Here is a 21,369-nt window from a genome sequence, read left to right as displayed (position 1 = left end):
TTGCTGAATGCCAGGAAGGTAAATTTTCATGTGCATGCTCGCGGCAATAGTCCTGTGTCCTTGGCATTGAAGTCAATTTCATCTACGGGGTTTCCTTGAGCAAACTACTCATGGATATTTCAACCTCCAGTAAAAAACGACCTTTAGGCAACATCTTTGATTTCCACTTGTACACCCAGTTCCTCAAGTTGTTTGAGGTGCCGGTCTATTTTTCGGTTTTTGTTTCGTTGCTGCAAGTACATGGGTCCAAGTTCCTTGTAGGCCTGCTTGTCTTTGAGGATGAAGTAGGCGGCAATCAGGATCTTGCGTCCTACGGCTACCAAAGCTCTTTTTTTGCCTCTTCTTCCTACCAGACTCTCATATTTACTTCGCAGATACGTGTTTTTGGTTCGCGTTGCCGCCCAGGCGCACTGGACCAGCAGAATCTTCAGGTATTTATCGCCATGGGTTATTCGTGTGCTTTTTTTTTTACCGGCCGACTCATTGCTGCCCGGCGACATCCCCGCCCAGCTGCTCAAATGCTGCTCATCGGGAAACTGCTCCATATTATCGCCTATTTCGGCAAGGATGTAGGCCGCGGCTTCTTTGCCTACTCCCGGGATGGTAGCCAGTAACTCCGCGTCGAGCACCAGTTCACTTTCCGCCAGTTGTCGGTCTATTTGTTCATCCAGCTTTGCTATGATCGCTTTCTTGCTTTCTATGGACTCTTTGTAGGTCCGCAGCATAAACCGGTGGTGATCGGTAAGGCGGCCCTGCAGCGAGGCGGCCAGCTTCTGCGGACTGCTGTGCATCTTGCCGTGACGCAGTTTGACCAACTCGGCCACATCTTCCTGCCCGTCCATCATCGCATCGATGATCTTGGCGGCCGTTACCCCGCTGAGATTGCTCACCACACTCGAGAGTTTGATGTTGGCATCCTCCAGCACCTTGTGCACCCGGTTCTTTTCCGAGGAGATCTGTTCGATGACCTTGCGTTTGTAGCGCGTCAGATCCCGAAGCTGGCGGATATGCCCGGGCGGGACAAAGCTGCCTTTCAACAATCCGCTTAACAACAGCTTGGTGATCCACCGGCTGTCCTTTTTGTCGGTCTTCTGGCCCGGTACGTTTTTGATGTGCCGGGCATTGACCAGCAAGATCTCAAAGTCCTCCTCCAGAATATTGTAGACCGGCTTCCAGTACACAGTGGTACTTTCCATGGCTATATGGGTAATCCCATGTTGCTTGAGCCAGTCGCGCAACCGCTCCAAAGATCCGGTGAACGTATCAAAAGAACGCGTTTGTTCTTTGATGCCACGGCCACGTATCGTGGCCACCAAAACTTCCTTGTGGATATCGATGCCACATCCACGCTCAATGACCTGCTCAAAGGCTATACTGGGCTGTTGGTTTTCCATAGTCGCAATGGCTGAAGTGGTGGTTTCGGCTTTATAATCATACCCCTGTGTGTCGAAAGATACTTCCGGCATGAATATTTCATGTGATTAAATGTTTGGATGTATATCGTCACATGTAATGCCATGACCGTATTTAATCATACGCCTGTGCATCTGGACGCCGGCCCGGTCATGAACATTGCATAATTATAATCTAATTTAAAAATTTGATTGGTTTTCTTCCGGGTAGTCACAACTGTCTAAAGTCATTTCTGCCTGAAATGGAATTTATTCCCTTAAGCTTTTTTTTCTCAATGCTGCTTCAAGCAAGTAGTAGTCCGCATAAATAAGTGGTGTATCTATTTCATATCCATGTGGATGATGACCTGTACTGCTGTCCAATAAAAAACCGTGATTACTGCCTATGGGTTGCGAACGATAGTTACTGTACAGATTATCCAGAACCTGATCGGCTGTCTCCCGGTAATATTCCTGTTTTTCCGGGACTTTTTCACTAAGTTCATAAAGAGCTGATGCCATTATTGCAGCTGCAGAGGCATCCCTGGCAGCATCAGGTATTCCCGGAGCATCATAATCCCAAAACGGCACCAGATCCTCAGGCATATTGGGATGATATAACATATAATCCGCTATCTCCTCAGCCAATTCGAGAAACTCGGGAGTTTCGGTATACCGGTACGTCATAACGAAGCCGTACAATCCCCAGGCCTGTCCCCGGGCCCAGGCTGATTCGTCAGCAGTTCCCTGATGAGTGATTTTCTTTCTTGACTCACCAGTGGTTGTATCAAAGTCAACAACATGGTAAGAGCCGTAATCATCTCTGAAGTGCTCTTCATAGGTAGTCCAGGCGTGTTGTTTTGCAATATCAAAGTACTTTTTATCACCAGTCACTTCGCTAGCCCAAAACAACATTTCCAAATTCATCATATTGTCTATAATAACAGGAAAATCCCACCGGTCTCTGTTAAAATCCCAGGAACGAATGGCGCCAACTGTTTCATTGTAACGTGTGATCAACGTATTGGAAGCTTCAATGATGATATCGTAATATTCTTCGTCATTTGTATGTCTGTAACCCTGGCCGAAACTATTGAAGACCTTGAAGCCCATATCATGTGTTCCATCATTCAGCTTTTCACGCTCTATCGGAGCTGTTCGTTCAACAGCCTTTTCCATCCAGTATTCGTCGCCGTGATATTCATACATCATCCAAAGCATACCCGGCAAGAAACCGCTGGTCCAGTCCGACGAGGGTACTACAAACATTTCTCCATCTCTTACAGATCTCGGACTTACTTTTTTCCCCTCCGGATCCTCTTGAATGGCCTCATTCAACTCCTCTATCATGTACCTTAACTGTTGATCAGAAAAATCAAATATCCTGCTGCTCAGATTTTCATTTTCTTCATTGGGTGAGCATGAAATGCTCAAAAATACAAGGGCAGTCAGAAAGCAGCAGGCACTACTAAGAAAATACTTACTAACTGAGTTAATTTTAAAAGCCATTTTTTTGATATTAAGTGAATGTTTTTTTCTCAATAAACACTGTATTGAAAAAATATTTAAATGTTGATTTATCAGAGTTGATAATCTTTCCCTACAGCTTGCCCATCATTTAAAAAAGCACGGAACTTGCATTCAATGCTTTAAAAAATGCACCTCTATCTCGCCATCCACCCACCATCTACCGTTAAGATATGGCCATTTACGTAATCAGAGGCCTTTGAGCTCAGGAATATAACTGCTCCGCTTAAGTCTTCCGGAATACCCCAGCGGCTTGCCGGAATTCTGGCAGAAATTTCAGCAAATCGTTCTTTGTTATTCTGCAACGCCTGAGTGTTATCGGTTTTAAAATATCCAGGAGCAATCGCATTGACCTGAATATTCTTAACAGCCCATTCATTGGCAAGTGCTTTGGTAAGTCCGGCGACAGCATGTTTTGATGCGGCATATGAAGGTACGGTAATACCACCTGAAAAGGAGAGTAAAGATGCTGTATTGACAATTTTTCCCTGCTTTCTTTCAATCATCTTTGCACCAAAATAACGGCTCAGAAAATAGACAGAATTGAGGTTTGTCTGTATGACTCTCTCCCAGGCTTCCGTTGGATATTCCGCTGCCGGGAAACGTTCAATGGTGCCTGCATTATTTACCAGAATATCGATAGTCCTGCTACATGAATTTGCATCTTCGGCCAATTTTTCTACTTCTGAAGAAGAAGACAGATCTCCAAATACAGACCAGCTTTTTCGTCCTTTTTTTTCTATTATCCCGGCCGTTTCATCAGCGCTACCTGGACGTGAACCCGCACAAATTACATTGGCTCCCGCATCTGCAAGAGCAATAGCCATGGCTTGCCCAAGCCCCCTGCTGGCTCCGGTGACTAATGCCGTTTTTTCTTCGAGTGAAAACAATTTCTCAATCATATTACTTACGCTTTTCTATATAGGTTTTATTAAGAATAAAATTATTCATGAAAAGTGTCATAAAATGTCCGATGGAAGAACTATAGCAATGACATATATGCACATCATATCGTTATAAATGGCCATGACATTGCTCGTGACAACATCAATCGAACATTTTAAAACACAAGAATTCCTTTTCTATTTCAGTTTGTCCAATGGCACAGCGTCCATATCCGAAAAACTTTGATTTTCACCTGCCATTGCCCAAACAAAACAATAGTTACTGGTACCAGCTCCGGAATGTATTGACCATGGTGGGGAAATGATGGCCTGATTATTAGCGACCAACATATGTCTTGTTTCTTCGAATTCCCCCATAAAGTGCCATATACGGTCATCTTCTGGAAGATCGCAGTAAAAATAGGCTTCCATTCTTCTTTCATGGAGATGTGGAGGCATGGTATTCCAAATACTTCCTTTTTTTAGCACAGTAAATCCCATCATGAGCTGGCAACTTTTGATACCATCCGGATGTATGTATTTATTAATTGTTCGTTCATTAGATCGCTCAGCGGATCCCATGTACTGTGACTCAGCTTCTGATAAACCCATCTTTGCTACAGGATACTCGGTGTGGGCAGGAGTTGAGGTGAAGTAGAATTTGGCTTTTTCGTTCTTGCCTCTACCGCTGAAAACAACAGATTTTTTTCCCCGGCCGACATACAGACACTCTTTTTCTTCCAATGTATACTTTTCACCGTCAACTGTTACCAGGCCTTCACCTGATATGAGAATAATACCCAACTCCCTTCTTTCAAGAAAATAGTCGGATTTCAACTCATCTGATGTTTCAAGCTCTAGCTCCTTACCGTCAGAAACAGCTCCTCCAATTATTATTCGATCATAATGGCTATAAACCATTTGAATCTTATTATCCTTCATTAGATCTTCGACCAGAAAATGATCTCTAAGATCTTGCGATTTCATATTTTTTACTTCTCTTTTTCCAACAGAATGCCTGATTTCCATATTGTATACTTTTTGTTTTTTTAATTAAACAGATAGAACTTCCTATCTTTTGTTTGCCTTTTACTTTATAATATTAAACTATAAATCTTAACACACACGTTACTTTAGCTTTGTATAATAATACCCATATAAATTACTTGTCAACTTTTTTTTATTTGATAAACATCATTTGTCTGGTTTGCAAAAAATTATTGGTTTGCATCTTGTACAGATACATACCAGATGATAAACCAGAGGCGTCGAAAGTAACCTCATGCATTCCCGCTGAAACAGTTTCATCCAGAAGAGTTGATATCTTCCTCCCTGACACGTCGAATACTTCAAGACGAACCTGCTCGGTATGAGGTAATTCAAACCTGATAATTGTAGTGGGATTAAACGGGTTGGGATAATTTTGATGAAGCTCAACGCTTTCCGGATGGGCTTTATCCCTTTCCTCTGAACTTTGGGTATCAGTTCCGTCACGTTGAATAAAGATCTCAAAGGGTTTCTCAGCCCAGACTTCCAATGGCCCACCAGTGGCCTTTACCGTCCATTGTCCGTGGAATGTCGAGTCGATATCCACTCCTTTTTCACTCAACTTTTGGTAAATGACGCTATGGGGAACTTCGACAAGTTGAATATCAATTTCTTTTTCCAAAAGGGCATCCGAAAAATCCCCATTTGCACGATCCAAATACCAGGTATATGTAATATCAAAATCGCTTTCAACTTCATTCCACCACAAACTCAACTTTTTGTCAGGGTCGTCAGTAACAGTCTCATGCGACCCGCTTTGCGGATCTCTCAGTATAAAATCCGACAGTTTCATATTGAAGCCGCTTTGATTTGACCAGGCTGACATTCGTCCCTGATCCTCTGCTGCAATACGATACCGATACTCATTTTCTCCTGTGTCTTCATCGGTATAGGCAGACACATCAGAGCTTACGACTTCCAATACCTCGAAGTCACCCTGATTTACTGATCGTTCAATTACAATGTCCATTTCGGTCAATCCGAGAAAGGACCACTCAAGCTTCAGGTTTTCATTGTCATCAACCGGTGTCACTTTTAGCGGACCGGGAGTATCGGGAGGCGTTCCATGTGCAAGGCGCTCTTCGAGCTGGGCTTCATACAATGACATGATTTCAGGAGTCTCACCTGTACCTTCAATATGTCCATCGGGACCTTCCCAGGGTCCATCACCCGTCACATACCCACGATTTGCGATGCCGTAGTTTTGTGCTGTGGGAGGTTGCTGAACAACCATGTAGTTGTTATTTCCCGGATCTGTATGCCACACGACAGAGTGAGCCGCACTCCAGCCGTGTCTTGTACCCCAATTTCCACGATTATATAAACCAACAACTCTTTCTCTGTTTGTCTCTCTGAATTCAAGATTATCGAACAGCATTCCCTGACTCCAGTGCCGGTGGCCTTCAGAAGCCCCGTTAGCTCCATAGGATACACTGTTATGGAAGACAGCACCGGAAGCAGAAGCCGTACCGTTGGAAACAAAACAATGCCTTCCTTCCGTTGCCTTGTTTCCTGAAAAGAAAATATTATTTGAACGAGCACTGACATTAAAATTGTAACGCCTGGAGCCGGCGATAGGTGAATGGGGATCCAGTGCGCGTGAATTCTGTATGGTAACAAAACTTGAATTGGTTGTTGAAAATCCGAAAAGTCTGAACTGCATCACCGTTACGCCATCAGCCCAGCTGTCCTCAACACCATCAAAAATAATAGCATGTAACCCATGATCATCGGATTCAGGTCCCTCACTCTCCAGTACAAGTCGAAAATCCTCTACCCCCGACTCGGTTACCAGTTCACTGAAATCAGGTTTGAAGACCTGAACTTGGGAGAGTTTACGATCAAGATGATTATAGACGGGGACATCGACGGCAATGACATTGTTTTCCATGCCAACGATTTCTCGTTTCATTTGGATATGAAGGCTATTTTGACCTGCTTCCCAGGGGTCCGGCTCTGAGAGCGGAAGGCCTCCATAGTCAACAGCCTCTACCCATTCATTCGTGGCCTGGTGCCAAATAATGATATCATCACCAACATTAAAGCCATCCGCATTTTCAACTTCAAATGTTCTTGAGCCAACCAATACCATCTCTGTGCTTATTTCTGTCAAAGGTGAGCCTTGTGCAATAAGCCAGTCTACATTACCACTTCCAATCTGAATGGAAATATTACCTATGTCTTTGTCAGCATAGACGATGGAGTTGGAAGAAGGATCATCACCATCACCGGACCCACGTAACACCACTCCGCTGTCACGAATTATTATTCGATCAGAAATGTGGTATGTACCAGGGTTTAACAACAAAGCCCCCCTGTGCCCATTTTCATCTTTTCCCATTTGACCAACTTCGTCAAGTGCTTGCTGTATTTGTTCGGTGTCATCTCCGGAATCTGAGGGATCCAATGTTTTTACTACCTGTACTTCCGGCAAATCCACGCCTCCACCACGATACCCTGCATGACTGAAATCAGGGATGCGGTTACCATCTTCATCGGAGTGATAGATCAAATGGCCGTCATCACCATGATAAATTATGGATGAATTCCATGTGCCGTTGGCAGGTGAAATACTTTCTCTGCTGACGGAGATATCTGAATTACCAGCAAATAGCAAAGTTGGAAATATAAAGGCAAGTATTAATAAAACTGCAAGGTAATTACAAACAGGAATGTAACCCTCCGGCATTTCCGGTAAATTGTTTTTAAAATACATATTTAGTGCAGTTTTATTTGAAAGGAGTATTTAAAGGATCAGAATCTGTAAAGGCAGATTTAATTACGCCTGCCATGTACTTTTTTTGATTAAATAACTCTTTTTAAAAAAGTTCATGAGTAAAGTATCAGACTTTTATTTAATAAACATCATTTGCCTGCTTTGCAAAAGATGATTGATTTGCATCCTGTACAGGTACAAACCAGATGATAAACCAGAGGCATCGAAAGTAACCTGATGCGTTCCCGCTGATACAGTTTCATCTACCAGCGTCGATATCTTTCTGCCTGACACATCGAATACTTCAAGGAGCACATGTTCGGTATGAGGTACTTCAAACCTGATAACCGTTGTTGGATTAAACGGGTTGGGATAGTTTTGATGAAGCTCAACGTTTTCCGGATGGGTTTTATCTTTGTCCCCGGATTGGGTACCGGTTCCGTCACGTTCTATGAAAATTTCAAAAGGTTCATCGGCCCAAATTTCCGATGGTCCGACAGTAGCCTTCACCGTCCATTGCCCGTGGAAAGTCGAGTCGATATCCAAACCTTCTTCACTCAGCTTTTGGTAAATGACACTATGTGGAACTTCAATAAGCTGAGTATCAACATCCCGTTCCAATAGGGCATCAGAAAAATCTCCGTCTGCATGATCCAAATACCAAGTATAAGAAATCTCATGGTCACTCTCGAAATCATTCCACCATAAACTCAAATCCTTATCAGGATCGTCAGTAACTGTAACATGCGAACCGGTTGCCGGGCTTCGCAAAATAAAAGCTGATAATTTCTGATTAAATCCGCTCAGGTTTGACCAGGCTGACATTCGCCCCTGATCCCTGGCGGCAACGCGATACCGATATTCATTTTCACCCGTATCTTCATCAGTATATGCAGACTCATCAGAGCTTACGATTTCCAAAACCTCGAAGTCACCCTGATTTACCGATCGTTCTATTACAATATCCTTTTCGGACAATCCGGTATATGTCCACTCCAGCTTCAGATTTTTACTCTCATCATCCGGTATCACTTTTAGCGGACCAGGAGCATCGGGAGGCGTGCCATGTGCAAGGCGCTCTTCGAGCTGGGCTTCATACAATGATGCAATAGCTGGTGTCTCACCTGTACCTTCAATATGTCCATCGGGCCCTTCCCAGGGTCCATCCCCCGTCACAATTCCACGATTTGCGATACCGTAGTTTTGTGCCGTTGGAGGTTGCTGAACAAAGATCCGGTTGCCCTGATCCGGATCAGAATTCCAGACTACAGAGTGAGCCGCACTCCATCCGTGCCGGGTACCCCAGTCTCCGCGATTATACACACCAATAATTCGGTTATCATTGGTCTCCCGGAAGACGAGATTGTCAAATAACAATCCCTGGCTCCAGCGCCGGTGACCTTCCGATGTATTATGAGCACCAAATGATTCACTGTCGTGAAATACTACTCCGGAAACAGAAGCCGTACCATTGGATAAAAAACAGTGTCTCCCTTCGGTTGCCTTGTTTTCAGTAAATAAAATATTATTTGAACGGATACTGGCATTATAATTGTACCGTCTGGCACCATCAATCGGGGAGTGCGGTTCCAATGCACGTGTATTTTGTATGGTGACGAAACTTGCGTATCTGGTTCCGAATCCGGTATGTCTGAAATGCATTGCCGTTACGCCATCGGCCCAGCTGTGTTCCACACCATCAAAATAAATGGCATGGTTCCCGTGTTCGTCAGATTGCGGGTCATCACTTTCCAGAACAAGTCGAAAATCCTCTACCCCCGACTCGGTTACCAGATCACTGAAATCAGGCTTGTACATCAATACCTCAGAGAGGGACCGGTCCAGGTGATTATACACTGGCACATCAATGGCAATATTGTTACCCTCCATGCCAACAATTTTTCTCTTCATGTAGATATGCAGATTACTCTCTCCGGCCCGCCAGGGATTCGGAGCTGTAAAGGGACGCCCACCAAAGTCAACCGCTTCTACCCATTCATCAGTTGCACTATGGAATAAAATTATGTCATCACCGACATCAAATCTGTCTGCGTCATTTACTTCAAACACTCTGGAACCTACCGTGACAAAATCTGTAACAATTTCAGTCATCGGTGACCCTGAGGCGGCACCCCAGTTTACGTTGCCGGTCCCGACCTGAATGGAAACATTGCCTATGTCTTTGGAAGCATGGATAACCGAATTGGAAGACGGATCTTCCCCGTCACCGGATCCGCGTAATACAACTCCGCTCTCACCGATTATGATTCGGTCAGAAATATGGTATGTACCAGGGTTCAGCAGCACAGCACCCCTGTGCCCGTTCTCATCTTTTTCCACTTGGCCAACGTCATCAAGCGCCTGTTGTATTTGTTCGGTATCATCTCCGGAATCTGAAGGATCCAGAGTTATTTCTACCTGTACGTCCGGCAAATCCACGCCTCCGCCATGATACCCGGCGTGACTAAAGTCAGGTATACGGTTACCATCTTCATCAGAGTGATAGATCAGGTGACCATCATCGCCAAGATAGATAATGGATGAATTCCAAGTACCGGAATTTGCAGTTCCGGAATCATTGTCGAATGGCATATTGCTATCCTCCGACATGACCATTGAAGGTAAAACTAAAGCGGCAAAAAAAAGTGCAGACTTTTTAAAACAAGATAGTTCCAGCCAATTGCTAAACTGGAACGAGGGTGGATAATTCATAAAAATTTTTGATAAAAAAAGATGAGGGGGATGTAATGTGTAAAAATAGCAAATGGTACTATGCAAGATTTATTTTTCCGTATATAACAGGGGACTGACTGTACCTGAGGCACAGTCAGTCCCATTACCCTGTCGTTTTAGAAATCCAAACCAATCATATCAGCTTAAATGCAGCTTACTTGACTAGCATCATTTGCTGCGTTTGAACAAAGTCGCCCGCCTCCAGTCGATACAGATATACACCGGAAGCAAGTCCAATGGCATCAAATTCTACCGTATATTGCCCCGCACTCTGAACCGAGTTATCTACCAGGGTTGCAACAAGCTGGCCGGTAACGTTGTAGACTTTCAGGGTTACCTCTGCTTGTTCGGGAATTTGATACACAATATTTGTGACCGGGTTGAACGGATTTGGGTAATTGCCTTTGAGCTCAAAAGCAACCGGGGTTTCTTCATTATCAACTCCGGTTGGCAAAGCTTCGGTTTCTACCCATGTGATATCTGTCGGATCGGTTACAAGCCCCTCAGTACTTACCGCAACGATACGATAGTGATAATCGGTTTCCGGTTCTAATCCAGAGTCAGTGTAAGTAGTATTATCGGTGCGGTCGATTTCTTCAAAGTCTTCGAAAGCCACATCATCAAAACCACCGCGATAGACAATATACTCTTCCACACTATCATCTCCTTCCGGCTCTTCCCATAAAAGTACAGCTGATGAATCGGTAATATCAGTTGCAGATACGTCTCTGGGCGGGGTTAAATGCGGGTGAAGCGGGGCATCCGGATCAGTGCTTACAAAGTCTGCAAACATCATAGGAGGGTCATCGGCATAATCGGTATCAAAATTGATCCGAAGTCCCATGCGAGCCAGATTCACATCGTCTCTCATTGTTCGGTCTTCGTCGATCCAGTGAGTTATTTTATTCCATTCCCCTGGTGTTATACCGTCATCACCTGAAAAATTGTAACTAGTTTGGCTGTAGTCAAACCCTCCACCGTGATCATACATATGAAAAATAACTACAGCATCAATTTTTTCAACCTCTGATTCCGGTACATAAACGTAGGCATGAATATCCTGCTGAAGCTGGACCCCCTGTGCATAAGGATTGTCAATAGACATACGGAAGTTATTATCATCACTTAGAGTCTCGGGATTTCCTTTGAATGCTACCGAGTTGATGCCACTATATGACAATGTATCTACCGCTTCCAGTATGGCACGTTCTTGGTACCATGTGTTTTCCTCCCTGTTTTCAGGTCTCTGATCTGAAAGTACATTGGAAGGATTTGTGAAGTGCCATGTCGCAAATGATTCAAATTCAATAGCTTCCGTCTGTGCCCAGGCAATATCAGAGGGATCCGTGTATAATGAATCTGTACTTAAGGCCACAATGCGATAATTATAATCGGTACTGTGCCGCAATCCGTCATCGGTGTATTGCAGATCGTCAGTACGTCCTATTTCGTCATAATCTTCAAGAGCTATGTCCTCGAAATCACCGCGATAAATCACATATTCTTCAACTTCATCATTTCCGGTCGGTTCTTCCCAGTTTAACTCCACTGAGTGTTCACCAACGTATGGCGTGGTTACATTTTGTGGCGTACTGAGATGAGGATGAAGAGCAGCATCAGGATCGGTTGTGATAAAATCCACAAAAATCATGGGAGGATCATCGGATTGCTCCTCATCATAATTCATTCTCACACCCAAACGCGCAATATTTTCGTAATCCTTTTCAGTATCTCTGTCAATGTGATGGGTTATGGTGTTCCATTCACCGGGTGTGATGTCATTGGGATTATAACCGGTTTGAGCATAGTCAAATCCCGTACCCGTATCGTACATGTCATAAATTACGAGTGCATTCATCTTATCCACTGCGGACTCCGGTACGAAAACCCGTACATGAACATCATGTTGCAGTCTGACACCCTGGGCATAAGGATCGTCTATGGACATTCTGACATTATCCGTTTCGGTTTCGGGGTTGCCTTTAAAAGCAACCGAATAGATACCGCTATACGATAGTGTATCGACAGCTTCCAAAATAGACCGTTCCTGGTACCAGCTATTTTGTCTGGAGTCATCTGGCCTTTGATCCGACAGTACACTGGAAGGATTCGTGAAATGCCAGGTAGCATGTGCATCGAATTCCATGTTATGCTCATCTGCAATCAATGATCCCTGTGCAGATGCATAACAGGCAAGAGATGTAATTAATGCGATTGAAAAAGTTATTGTTAGTATTTTTTTCGTCATGATCAAACCTCTTTATTGCTTTTGTTTTTGTTTTATTTAGCTTTTTGCATGGTTGTTGCAAATTTTTAAGACATGCTTATAGCAACTCCTTGCCCTATACCTATAAGCTCTTACATAAAATAAAGTCTGTGCTGCCAGACATAGAACTCAGCTTGTCTTTTTTATAAATCAAAACTTTGTAAATCATCCAGCGATTCGAATTGGCCGGAAATTTCATATTCGGTTTCTGTTACTCCACCTTTCAAAATCATACTAAAATTCCCGGCTATAATTTCTCTCTCAATTCTGGTGATCTCAACTTTTCCGGATATAGAGGCCATCCTTTCCACCGGATCGGCTTCATTGAGCACACATACCATGGCTGTGCGCGCATCTTCTTTCTCCTCCACTTGATATATATCCTGTCTTAGCGGAGTTTTCATATTGAGAAAATGCAATGCACACCGTCCATCATCAGATCTGAGATAAATTGAATAAGATGATGGCGTTCTGCCAAACTCCGAGTAACCTGAAAGAGCCGTGGAGTCTTGCTCTGAATATATTGTCAGAGAAAATCTTGCATCATTACCATTATCCAGATTGTTGTCGATATGGCCATGTTTATGCTCCTTGGAGACTAGTGAGCTAAATAAACCAAGAACAGGAGAAACCGCTTGTTTCAAATCCTTGTCCTGCTTATTACTATTCCCCTCTGCATGTAAAAGCAAATTGAGCGAAATTATCAGAACCCAAATGATGTAATTCAAAATGATCTTAACTAAAAATGACTGTTATGTATTATTAATTAAGAACATCGCCAGCCAAATTACCCGCTGGCGATATTCTTATAATCAAATCATTTGGTTACTTAACCAATGTCATCTGTATCGTTTGAACCTGTTCATTGGCATGCATTCTAACCAAATAGACACCACTACTGAGATCTGAGGCATCAAATGTTACTTCATGACGGCCCTGACTCTTTCTGCCTAATTCCATAGCAGCTACTTGCTGTCCAATCACATTGTATACCTGCATCTGAACATCCGCTGTTTCGCCAAGTTCAAACACAATATTCGTCGTAGGATTGAAAGGATTAGGATAGTTGCCCACCAATTCAAAATCTTTTGCAACCTTTTCAGGTTCATCAGCTGATGTAGGATAATCCCCCTCTTCCCAACGCTGTCTCATCTCAGGGAAGAAGTTCAGATTGCCTACCGGGAAATTATTTTCAGCATGTGTATAAGAAGGCGAATCCGTGTTATAGGCTAAGTTCCTAAACCATGCAGCTGTATTCTCGCTGTCAACAGGAGTGCCGGGTGCAGGATGATAAAAGCGTTGTCCGCTGTTGTCCGCAATATCATCCCATCGGTCATAGTGCCGCGGAGGTGATGTTTCGAACCACCAGGCACGGACCGATTCCCCAAAACTTGAAGGAGGATCCTCGAAATCTACATTTTCGTATATATTGTTTCTGATATCCACCCAAGGTTTTTCTGCTTCTTGCCAGGCAACAAGCAGACTGTCTTTAGCCGGCAAGTTAGTACGCACAACCTCTATGGTATCCCTGGCTCCCCATGCCGGATGCTCTGGATCGATATCCGGATTATCCCAAAGCCATTGGGGATCGGTAACATAATTCTCTTCATCATTTATATCGTCCCACACTGCCAAAACTTCTTCATCGGGCAATCCGCCAAAATTGTTATTCTTTATCACAATACTTCGATCCTCATCGGTTGGCTGATCGGGATCATCCGCGTCTTCAAAGTCTTCCCATGTCTGAGTCCAGAACATACCTGATTGCGAGACATATCGCTCACCGTCATACTCATACCCGTCATCACCTACGAGATCCTTGGACTCCCAGGCTCCGTCGAACCGTACGTTTTGAAAGAGGCTGTTTTTGATGGTAATATCCGGGCTCAGTTTCAAGTTTATACCGCCACCAAATACATTATAGAAATTTGTGACTGTTACATGGTCAAAATAGATATGATCAACTATAGCACCACCCAAACGAAGCAGATGCGAACTCAGGTTGTAAATACTGCTATTTCTGACAATTACCGAATCGGTATCATTTCCTCTCAAGTCAACAAAACGCTGGTTCCCGGCGCTTGTGTGCCGCCCTGCATTGGCGAGTTGCGTATCTTCGATGATGAGGGTGGTACCCTCAGCACCAAGCCACCAGAAGTAGTTACTGCCACCCATAAGATAACAGTGCTCGTACACCAGACGAATGTCTTCACCAGTGGTTCTTTGATTCGTTTCTTTACCCCCTAAATCATCTATGCCATAAAAAAAGATACCTCGAGCATGCAAGTCATCCTCGTACATACCAATTCTGTTGGACGAACCCTCAAGGTCTGTAGCAGCTCTAATGATAGGTGGATTGTCACTGGGCACTTCTTCAGCTTCGAATCGAAGGGGATGATCAAAAGCCAATGAAGCTTCTATAAAATAAGTTGCTCCGTTTTCCAATACATAAACCACATCACCGCCATGCTCTTCAATGGCGAGATTCAAGGCATCAATCTCAGCTGGAAAGTTGTCCGGTTCAACATGAATTCTTTCCAGTTCTTCTGCTTTCAGGGACTGACTTCCAATTAAAATTGTAAACATCAGAATGAAAAACAGCACAGCAGAAGATTTTCCACCAAACTGTTGATAGTTTGAATTTGTAGAGATCATATTCATACTCCAATTGATTGATTTGTCAGGTATAAAACATTGACGTTTTTCGTCAATGTGAAATGTGTTTTGTTACAGATTGCAAACCTGTAGCATAAATCTGTATCAACACAGTTACTTGTTTACTTTGGTTATGGTTTGTTCGAAGTGGTTTATCTGAATCTGCATTGTAGTTAACCGGCCAGTAAATAGATACCACTAAAAGCGGAACTCTACGCCTAAATCAACCGCAGCTCCATAGTATTCTATCGATCGGGGTCTGTCGTAAGTGAATTGAGAAGCACGATCTTCCCGGTTCGTGATATTATGCAAGTTGGCTACAATGTGAAGCTGATCACTGTAAAATCGCTGACGAATGCTTGCATCAAATCGCAGATATTCATCAGTATATTGATCCGTTTCAGGCCGGCTTCCAATGGACCGCAACGTAGCCCCCTGATACTGCATGGAAACACGGGCAGAAAAGCCTCCATAGTCATATCCCAGCGAAACATTCGCGATATGGTCAGCCTGGTGTACCATCGGGGCCGTCCGGAAGGTATCTACTCCTACAATTCCTTCCGCAGTTCGTTCAAATTCAAAACCATGATAGTGCGCTTCGGAATGGAAACGTGAGTAGTTGGCATTGACGACCAGCCCATTGAATGGTGAGGGCAAATGGGTCAGGTTACTTTGCCATTCTACCTCAAAACCCCTGACTTCGGTCATATTTTCATTATTGACCGGTTCACTGATCCTGAAAAGTCGCGTGTTGTCTGGTAACCCCTTGGCCTCGGGGTCGATTATGTTTGCGTTGCGCTGGTATATCACATCTTCTACTTCCTTATAAAATGCTCCAACCGTGAACAAACCGAATCGGTTATGGTGCAGGGTCAGAAACAGGTCATAATTGGTAGATCGCAATGGGTTTATCTGCGTGTTAGCCCTGTTGACGTTTCCGCCATCATAATCAATCCTGAACTGTGGAGAAACATTGCCGAATGAAGGACGGGAGGTTGTTACAGTGCGGGCAGCCCTGATATCCATCCAGGAAGTTACTTGATATCGTGCCTGGACCATTGGAAACCACATGCCCATATTCCGCGATTCCGTGGAATCTCTGAAATCTTCTTGCATCTGCTCCTCATCTATATCTTCCGGATTGTTTTGAAACGTTCCCACCATGGCGGTATAATCGGAATGCTCATATTCGTAGCGAACACCCGGCAGGATCATTAAACGGGGGCCAATGTTGAGTTCCGTCATCACATAACCGGATGAAATTCGCTCTCTTGCCTCGTAATCATTAAAGCGGGGATACAGAATCGTTCTGTACTCATCGCGATAATCATCCCACATTTGATTAACTGTACTAATCGAGGGAATGAAAGCCATTTCATAGTCACCATCCAGTATTGTATAGCTGTGATCAGGATCCTCAATAAAGGGAGCCATGAGCGCTCTTCCTGCATCATCAACCTCCCACTCAAAGGGCATCCCTTCAATACCGTAAAGATCGGGTATTTCCCATTGAAACACCTGATAACCGGTGGTCTCGCGGTCGCGGAAGTTGTTATAGTGTTTACCTCCAAACTTAAAATTTCCGGAAATATGTCTACCAACGACAACGGGAAACTCCAAATCAAGAGAAGCGGTAAGATTTTCCTGTCTTCGCTCTGAATTCTGATGTATCAGTGCTTCAAGATTGGACCGTTCAATCCTGTTATGAGCCAGGCCGGGCAGTTCTTTTGTGGGCATTTCCTGTAAATTCACCCCTGACCGATCAAGTGCGCTGGATTCTGAAAACCTTGCCTGATTGTCATATGGTGTTTCATTGGTTGTAACACTGCGGTTCAGCCGCCAGTCCACCTGAACCACGTTCCAGTCATGCTGACCGGCCAGAGTGGAATTCAACGTGGCAATTTCTCTTTCAATATGACGAGGCCACCATTCCTGTCTGTTGTTATCCAAACTGTATCGGCGCTGCTGGGTTATTTCGTCTCTGTTCTGATAATTATAGGTGTTGTTGAAGAAAAAGTGGCTGTTCTCCATCTCCCAGTCCAGTGACACCCCCCCGCTGTAACGCTGACGGGTGTTACTATTGTCATGAAGTCGCAGTGTATTAATACTAACAGGTGCGTGCGGTTCTCCCGGCCGGCGATCCCGCTCCACTTGATAGTTTGCCGCAAGTTCATGAGAGCTGCGATCTACCTGCTGAACATTAGCTGAAACCATTACGCCAAGACGGTTATCCAAAAAACGGTCATTTCCGCGAAAGTTTATTTTGTAGTTGCTGACTTCTGAAATATGGTTATTGTACCCGCCCTCTGCACTCAAGCGGTATTGGGTTTCTTCCGGAGCTCCGCCCATCCTGAAGTTCACAGAACCTCCGATGGCATCAGCATCCATATCCGGTCGTATGGTTTTATACACTTCAATACCTGCCAGCATATCAGGCGAAATCATACTCAAATCAACGGACCTGTCCTCATGTGTTCCCGGTATCTGATTGCCATCTATGGTAATCGAACTATATTCAGGGCCCAGACCCCGAATAGCTATTCGTTGCCCTTCACCGGCATCCCGCAGTACCGACACCCCGGGCAAGCGGCCGATGGATTCGGCTGCATTGGCATCAGGCAACTCACGGAGCCGGGTCTCAGAAACTACGTTCATTATCGTATTAGAACCGAGTTGCTGGCGAATAGCCCGCGCCTGACCCAGAGCCTGGGTATGAATGATCACTTCCTCGCCTTCAACATGGTCCGGGGTCAATTGGATGTTCAGTTCTATAGTTTCATCAGCTACAACCTCAACCTGAATTTCCTTTCTGTCATATCCCAGGTAACGAATCTCCAGGGTTTGCTCACCTGCCGGAAGTCTGCGAAGAGTAAAATTGCCGTCATCATCAGTTGAGGCACCTATTGACGTATTTTTCAGTACAACATTGGCCCCGGGAAGTGTTTCGTCAGTGGAAGCGTCCACAACGCTGCCGGTAACCGATCCGTGCTCTTCTTCCATGGAAGTCGCTTCTGCAAATGGACCGGCCTCGCCGGCAAAAGTCGCTTTTGCCCCGAATGCAATCAGCAGACAGGAGGTTAACAGCGTAAGTAATCTTAGTTTTTGAAGAGCTTTTATACCTAGCTTATGCATGACAATATGAGCTTATGCATGACAATATGATTTGTGTAATTGCGAATGTATAATAATCAAAACCGGTAACCTCACCTCTGCGGATGACAGTCAAATGACCATTAGAAGATGAGTTATTAAACCCCGGAGAAAATTCAGTCATTTTTTTAAAAAGGAATTCTAATATTAAAATTCAGCTCTTAGAATATATTTAATCAATTTTTTTTGGAACCGCAAGCTTTATCGGTAAAGTTACCGTAAAAATTATGCGCACATTTTTGTTGGCATCTTCATCGAGCTATCGAGCTTCGGTTTTTTTGGTGAAATCAGTCAGGTCAAAAACGCCAGGCTAAAACTTTAAGCTTGGATTCATTTTGTGACTTTTGTTGAATTTATTAATCTCTGGTGCAAATGCAATCCTTACAGTCAAACTCTGTGATTAATGTAAATTGATAAAGTTATTTGAGCCAGATAGTTGAAAATAGAGCAAGATTCGGCTCTTGTTATTCATTGAAAAAAATTGTTGTTTACTTAAGCGTTTAAGTACTATGAGAATTGCAACCTTTTTGTGTGTCTATCAAGTCTTTTAGAATCGTTAAACCCTAAAAGCTTAAAACGAATAAGCAAATATGCCTGTCAAAATTCCATCCGTGAGCCGTCGCAAGTTTTTGACTTCAACTACAACTGCTGCAACCGGATTCCTTCTTGGAATTCCAGGCGTATTGCCGGGAAAAGAACTTTCCCAATACGATGCAGGAGAAGTTGATCCCAATTATTTTGTTCTGATTGCCGATACGCATATAGATGCGAACCCGGACTTATCAAATCGTGAAGGGAATAAAATGATGGACATAAATAGCTCTATGGTAAAAAGGATTTTGGAGAGAGAGGGTCCTCAGCCTTCCGCAGTAATTATCAATGGAGATGCAGCCAACGTCGCTGGAAGAATCGAGGCATACGAGCATTTGGTATCTGTGTTAAAACCTTTGTCAGATGCAGGAATATCAGTTTATATCACAATGGGAAACCATGACAAAAGATCAAACTTTTACGAAGTTTTCCCGGAAAAAATCCCGGAAGAAGTACCTGTTCGAAATCGTCATATAGAAGTACTGGAGACTCCTTATGTGTATCTCTTTTTGTTGGACACGCTCGACCAGGTAAATGAAACATCTGGCATCCTTGGATCTGTACAACTGCACTGGCTCGATTCTGCTCTAAAACAATATAATGATAAACCGGTCAACATCTTAGGACACCATTACCCATGGCCTAATATAGATCGTGGCCTTATGGATTATGATAAATTTTATGATGTAATAGTGCCTTATGACCATGTAAAATCTTACATATTTGGTCATTCACACAGATGGGATCTTTTAAAAGAGGACGGTGTCCATCTTGTCAATCAGCCGGCAAACGGGGGGAATCCAGGATCTGATGAACCTACAGGTATCATGCATGCTCGATTCTATTCAGATAAAATAGAACTTGAAACTGATGCTTTTGATCGAGGTCATTCATGGCATGGGCAGAATATTGAACTTAATTACAGAGAAAGGGCAACAACAAGTTCTGATCAGAATCACACAAATCCCGAAAGCATTACACTTCATGATAACTTTCCCAACCCCTTTAATCCGGAAACCAACATAAAGTATGATTTGGAGTCCGCCGGGCACGTGACTCTCACGGTTTATGATACATACGGTCAGAAGATAACGACGTTGATTGATGAAGCTCAGAGTGCCGGAAGCCACTCTGTTCTCTTCGACTCGAATAAACTGGGTCTCTCAAGTGGAACCTACGTATATCGGATAAAGTCTAATGGGACTACGTTATCTCAAACCATGACCCTAATCAAGTAACCAACCGAAAAATCACAGTTTTTAAAACCGAGAGTTTTTCACAAAAAAATAATTTAACAACCTTACACTCAAATCATCTTATTATGAAAATACAACTGAATCTACTCGCAATTTTCTTTCTTCTAATATTCCTTACACTGTCCTGCAATACCGAACGTGAGACAGAAAATACAGAAGGGCAACAACTGTTATCGGATCCTGGTGTTGTCTCATTTACTTTTCGCCATGAGTTTGAAGAAGACTTTACTGGAACGCTGGACTTCATTAAGGAGATGGGGGTTACCAATATTGAGTTTTCAAATTTATTTGGTAAAACAGCACAGGAAATTCGTGATTTACTCGATGAAAGAGGGATGAGATGCACCTCCTATGGTGTTGGTTATGACGATCTGCTCGAGGATATTGATCGCGTTGCCGAGGAGGCACACATATTAGGTGCGCGTCATGTGAGAGTTGCCACAATACCACATGACAGCCCCTTTGACATAGAGGATGCCAGAAGTGCGGTTAATGATTTCAATCAATTTGGAAGACAACTAAAGGAACGGGACTTGCTGTTTTCATATCATAACCATGGCTATGAGTTCAGAGAATATGAAGATGGTACACTTTTCGACTACATTGTTCAAAATACAAATCCGGAATATGTCAATTTTCAACTGGATGTTTTTTGGGTAGTGTGGCCGGGTCATGATCCTGTCGAATTAGTAGAGCGGTACCCGGACCGCTTCAAAACAGTGCATCTTAAAGACTTGGCCGAAGGTGTAGAAGGTGACCTGTCAGGACGTGCTCCAAGTGAACACATGGTTGTCTTGGGAGAAGGACAGGTTGATTTTAAATCACTTCTGGTCGCAGCCCAGGATTCTAATATCGAATACTTTTATCTTGAAGATGAAGTTGAAGATGTCAAAACAAGTGTTCCTAAAAGCTATGAATATATAACAAGCTTGACATACTGATTCTCAAGGTCATTATGAAACGCAGATCAAATCTGCTATAATGTTTTACATAGAACTGGAAAGTCGTCTGGCCCCGGACGACTTTCTTATGTAAGCTTCACTACTCAACTTTCGGAGTTCATACTAATCCCTTCCTGTTCATTAGGAAAGGCTTGTAACCATGGATGAGTCTGGTAAAACCTGCCTACCAGCTCAATAACCTGCACTAACAA

The 21,369-nt window shown here is 43.6% G+C and carries 12 protein-coding genes; 2 read left to right on the top strand and 10 right to left on the bottom strand.

The genetic code is table 11. The annotated features are described in order from the left end of the window. Nucleotides 1-143: 143 nt before the first annotated feature. The 10 genes from NATSA_RS14465 to NATSA_RS14420 all read right to left on the bottom strand — a co-directional run bounded on the left by NATSA_RS14465 (nucleotide 144) and on the right by NATSA_RS14420 (nucleotide 18,351). Nucleotides 144-1,394, bottom strand: a complete 1,251-nt coding sequence (locus tag NATSA_RS14465; RefSeq protein ID WP_473763447.1) for an IS110 family RNA-guided transposase — start codon at nucleotides 1,392-1,394, stop codon at nucleotides 144-146. Nucleotides 1,395-1,661: 267 nt separating this feature from the next. Then, on the bottom strand, nucleotides 1,662-2,900 hold the full coding sequence (locus NATSA_RS14460) for a glycoside hydrolase family 88 protein (RefSeq protein ID WP_419539900.1): 1,239 nt from the start codon (nucleotides 2,898-2,900) through the stop codon (nucleotides 1,662-1,664). 155 nt (nucleotides 2,901-3,055) lie between these two features. After that, nucleotides 3,056-3,820 (bottom strand): SDR family NAD(P)-dependent oxidoreductase, encoded by a 765-nt coding sequence (locus tag NATSA_RS14455; protein WP_210513327.1) that lies wholly within the window; start codon nucleotides 3,818-3,820, stop codon nucleotides 3,056-3,058. A 180-nt stretch (nucleotides 3,821-4,000) separates the two neighbouring features. Then, nucleotides 4,001-4,831: a 5-dehydro-4-deoxy-D-glucuronate isomerase gene (gene kduI / locus NATSA_RS14450; RefSeq protein ID WP_210513326.1), complete on the bottom strand. Its 831-nt coding sequence runs from the start codon at nucleotides 4,829-4,831 to the stop codon at nucleotides 4,001-4,003. A gap of 151 nt (nucleotides 4,832-4,982) precedes the next feature. Beyond that, on the bottom strand, nucleotides 4,983-7,565 hold the full coding sequence (locus NATSA_RS14445; RefSeq protein WP_210513325.1) for a T9SS type A sorting domain-containing protein: 2,583 nt from the start codon (nucleotides 7,563-7,565) through the stop codon (nucleotides 4,983-4,985). A gap of 135 nt (nucleotides 7,566-7,700) precedes the next feature. Continuing rightward, nucleotides 7,701-10,175: a T9SS type A sorting domain-containing protein gene (locus tag NATSA_RS14440; RefSeq protein WP_210513324.1), complete on the bottom strand. Its 2,475-nt coding sequence runs from the start codon at nucleotides 10,173-10,175 to the stop codon at nucleotides 7,701-7,703. Nucleotides 10,176-10,452: 277 nt separating this feature from the next. Continuing rightward, nucleotides 10,453-12,546 (bottom strand): fibronectin type III domain-containing protein, encoded by a 2,094-nt coding sequence (locus NATSA_RS14435; RefSeq protein WP_210513323.1) that lies wholly within the window; start codon nucleotides 12,544-12,546, stop codon nucleotides 10,453-10,455. 161 nt (nucleotides 12,547-12,707) lie between these two features. Beyond that, nucleotides 12,708-13,292, bottom strand: coding sequence for a hypothetical protein (locus tag NATSA_RS14430; protein ID WP_210513322.1), 585 nt, complete (start codon nucleotides 13,290-13,292; stop codon nucleotides 12,708-12,710). 97 nt (nucleotides 13,293-13,389) lie between these two features. After that, nucleotides 13,390-15,219 carry a T9SS type A sorting domain-containing protein gene (locus tag NATSA_RS14425; protein WP_210513321.1) on the bottom strand — a complete coding sequence of 610 codons (1,830 nt, stop codon included), beginning with the start codon at nucleotides 15,217-15,219 and terminating at the stop codon, nucleotides 13,390-13,392. A 198-nt stretch (nucleotides 15,220-15,417) separates the two neighbouring features. Further along, nucleotides 15,418-18,351 carry a TonB-dependent receptor gene (locus NATSA_RS14420; protein WP_210513320.1) on the bottom strand — a complete coding sequence of 978 codons (2,934 nt, stop codon included), beginning with the start codon at nucleotides 18,349-18,351 and terminating at the stop codon, nucleotides 15,418-15,420. 608 nt (nucleotides 18,352-18,959) lie between these two features. Between NATSA_RS14420 and NATSA_RS14415 the strand changes: the two genes are divergently transcribed. Beyond that, a complete protein-coding gene (locus tag NATSA_RS14415) occupies nucleotides 18,960-20,198 on the top strand; it encodes a T9SS type A sorting domain-containing protein (protein WP_210513319.1) in 1,239 nt (412 codons plus the stop codon). An 83-nt stretch (nucleotides 20,199-20,281) separates the two neighbouring features. Further along, complete coding sequence (locus NATSA_RS14410) at nucleotides 20,282-21,157, top strand: sugar phosphate isomerase/epimerase family protein (protein ID WP_210513318.1); 876 nt, start codon at nucleotides 20,282-20,284, stop codon at nucleotides 21,155-21,157. Nucleotides 21,158-21,369: the final 212 nt, after the last annotated feature.

This window comes from Natronogracilivirga saccharolytica (genome assembly GCF_017921895.1).
GTDB classification, from domain to species: Bacteria; Bacteroidota; Rhodothermia; order Balneolales; family Natronogracilivirgulaceae; genus Natronogracilivirga; species Natronogracilivirga saccharolytica.
This window is presented reverse-complemented; position numbering and strand designations above follow the sequence as displayed.

Bases quoted from the DNA above. Each gene is read 5' to 3' on its own strand.
- NATSA_RS14435 (WP_210513323.1), bottom strand. From the start codon at position 12,546: ATGACGAAAAAAATACTAACAATAACTTTTTCAATCGCATTAATTACA.
- NATSA_RS14425 (WP_210513321.1), bottom strand. From the start codon at position 15,219: ATGATCTCTACAAATTCAAACTATCAACAGTTTGGTGGAAAATCTTCT.
- kduI (WP_210513326.1), bottom strand. From the start codon at position 4,831: ATGGAAATCAGGCATTCTGTTGGAAAAAGAGAAGTAAAAAATATGAAA.
- NATSA_RS14445 (WP_210513325.1), bottom strand. From the start codon at position 7,565: ATGTATTTTAAAAACAATTTACCGGAAATGCCGGAGGGTTACATTCCT.
- NATSA_RS14460 (WP_419539900.1), bottom strand. From the start codon at position 2,900: ATGGCTTTTAAAATTAACTCAGTTAGTAAGTATTTTCTTAGTAGTGCC.
- NATSA_RS14455 (WP_210513327.1), bottom strand. From the start codon at position 3,820: ATGATTGAGAAATTGTTTTCACTCGAAGAAAAAACGGCATTAGTCACC.
- NATSA_RS14420 (WP_210513320.1), bottom strand. From the start codon at position 18,351: ATGCATAAGCTAGGTATAAAAGCTCTTCAAAAACTAAGATTACTTACG.
- NATSA_RS14415 (WP_210513319.1), top strand. From the start codon at position 18,960: ATGCCTGTCAAAATTCCATCCGTGAGCCGTCGCAAGTTTTTGACTTCA.
- NATSA_RS14465 (WP_473763447.1), bottom strand. From the start codon at position 1,394: ATGGAAAACCAACAGCCCAGTATAGCCTTTGAGCAGGTCATTGAGCGT.
- NATSA_RS14440 (WP_210513324.1), bottom strand. From the start codon at position 10,175: ATGTCGGAGGATAGCAATATGCCATTCGACAATGATTCCGGAACTGCA.
- NATSA_RS14410 (WP_210513318.1), top strand. From the start codon at position 20,282: ATGAAAATACAACTGAATCTACTCGCAATTTTCTTTCTTCTAATATTC.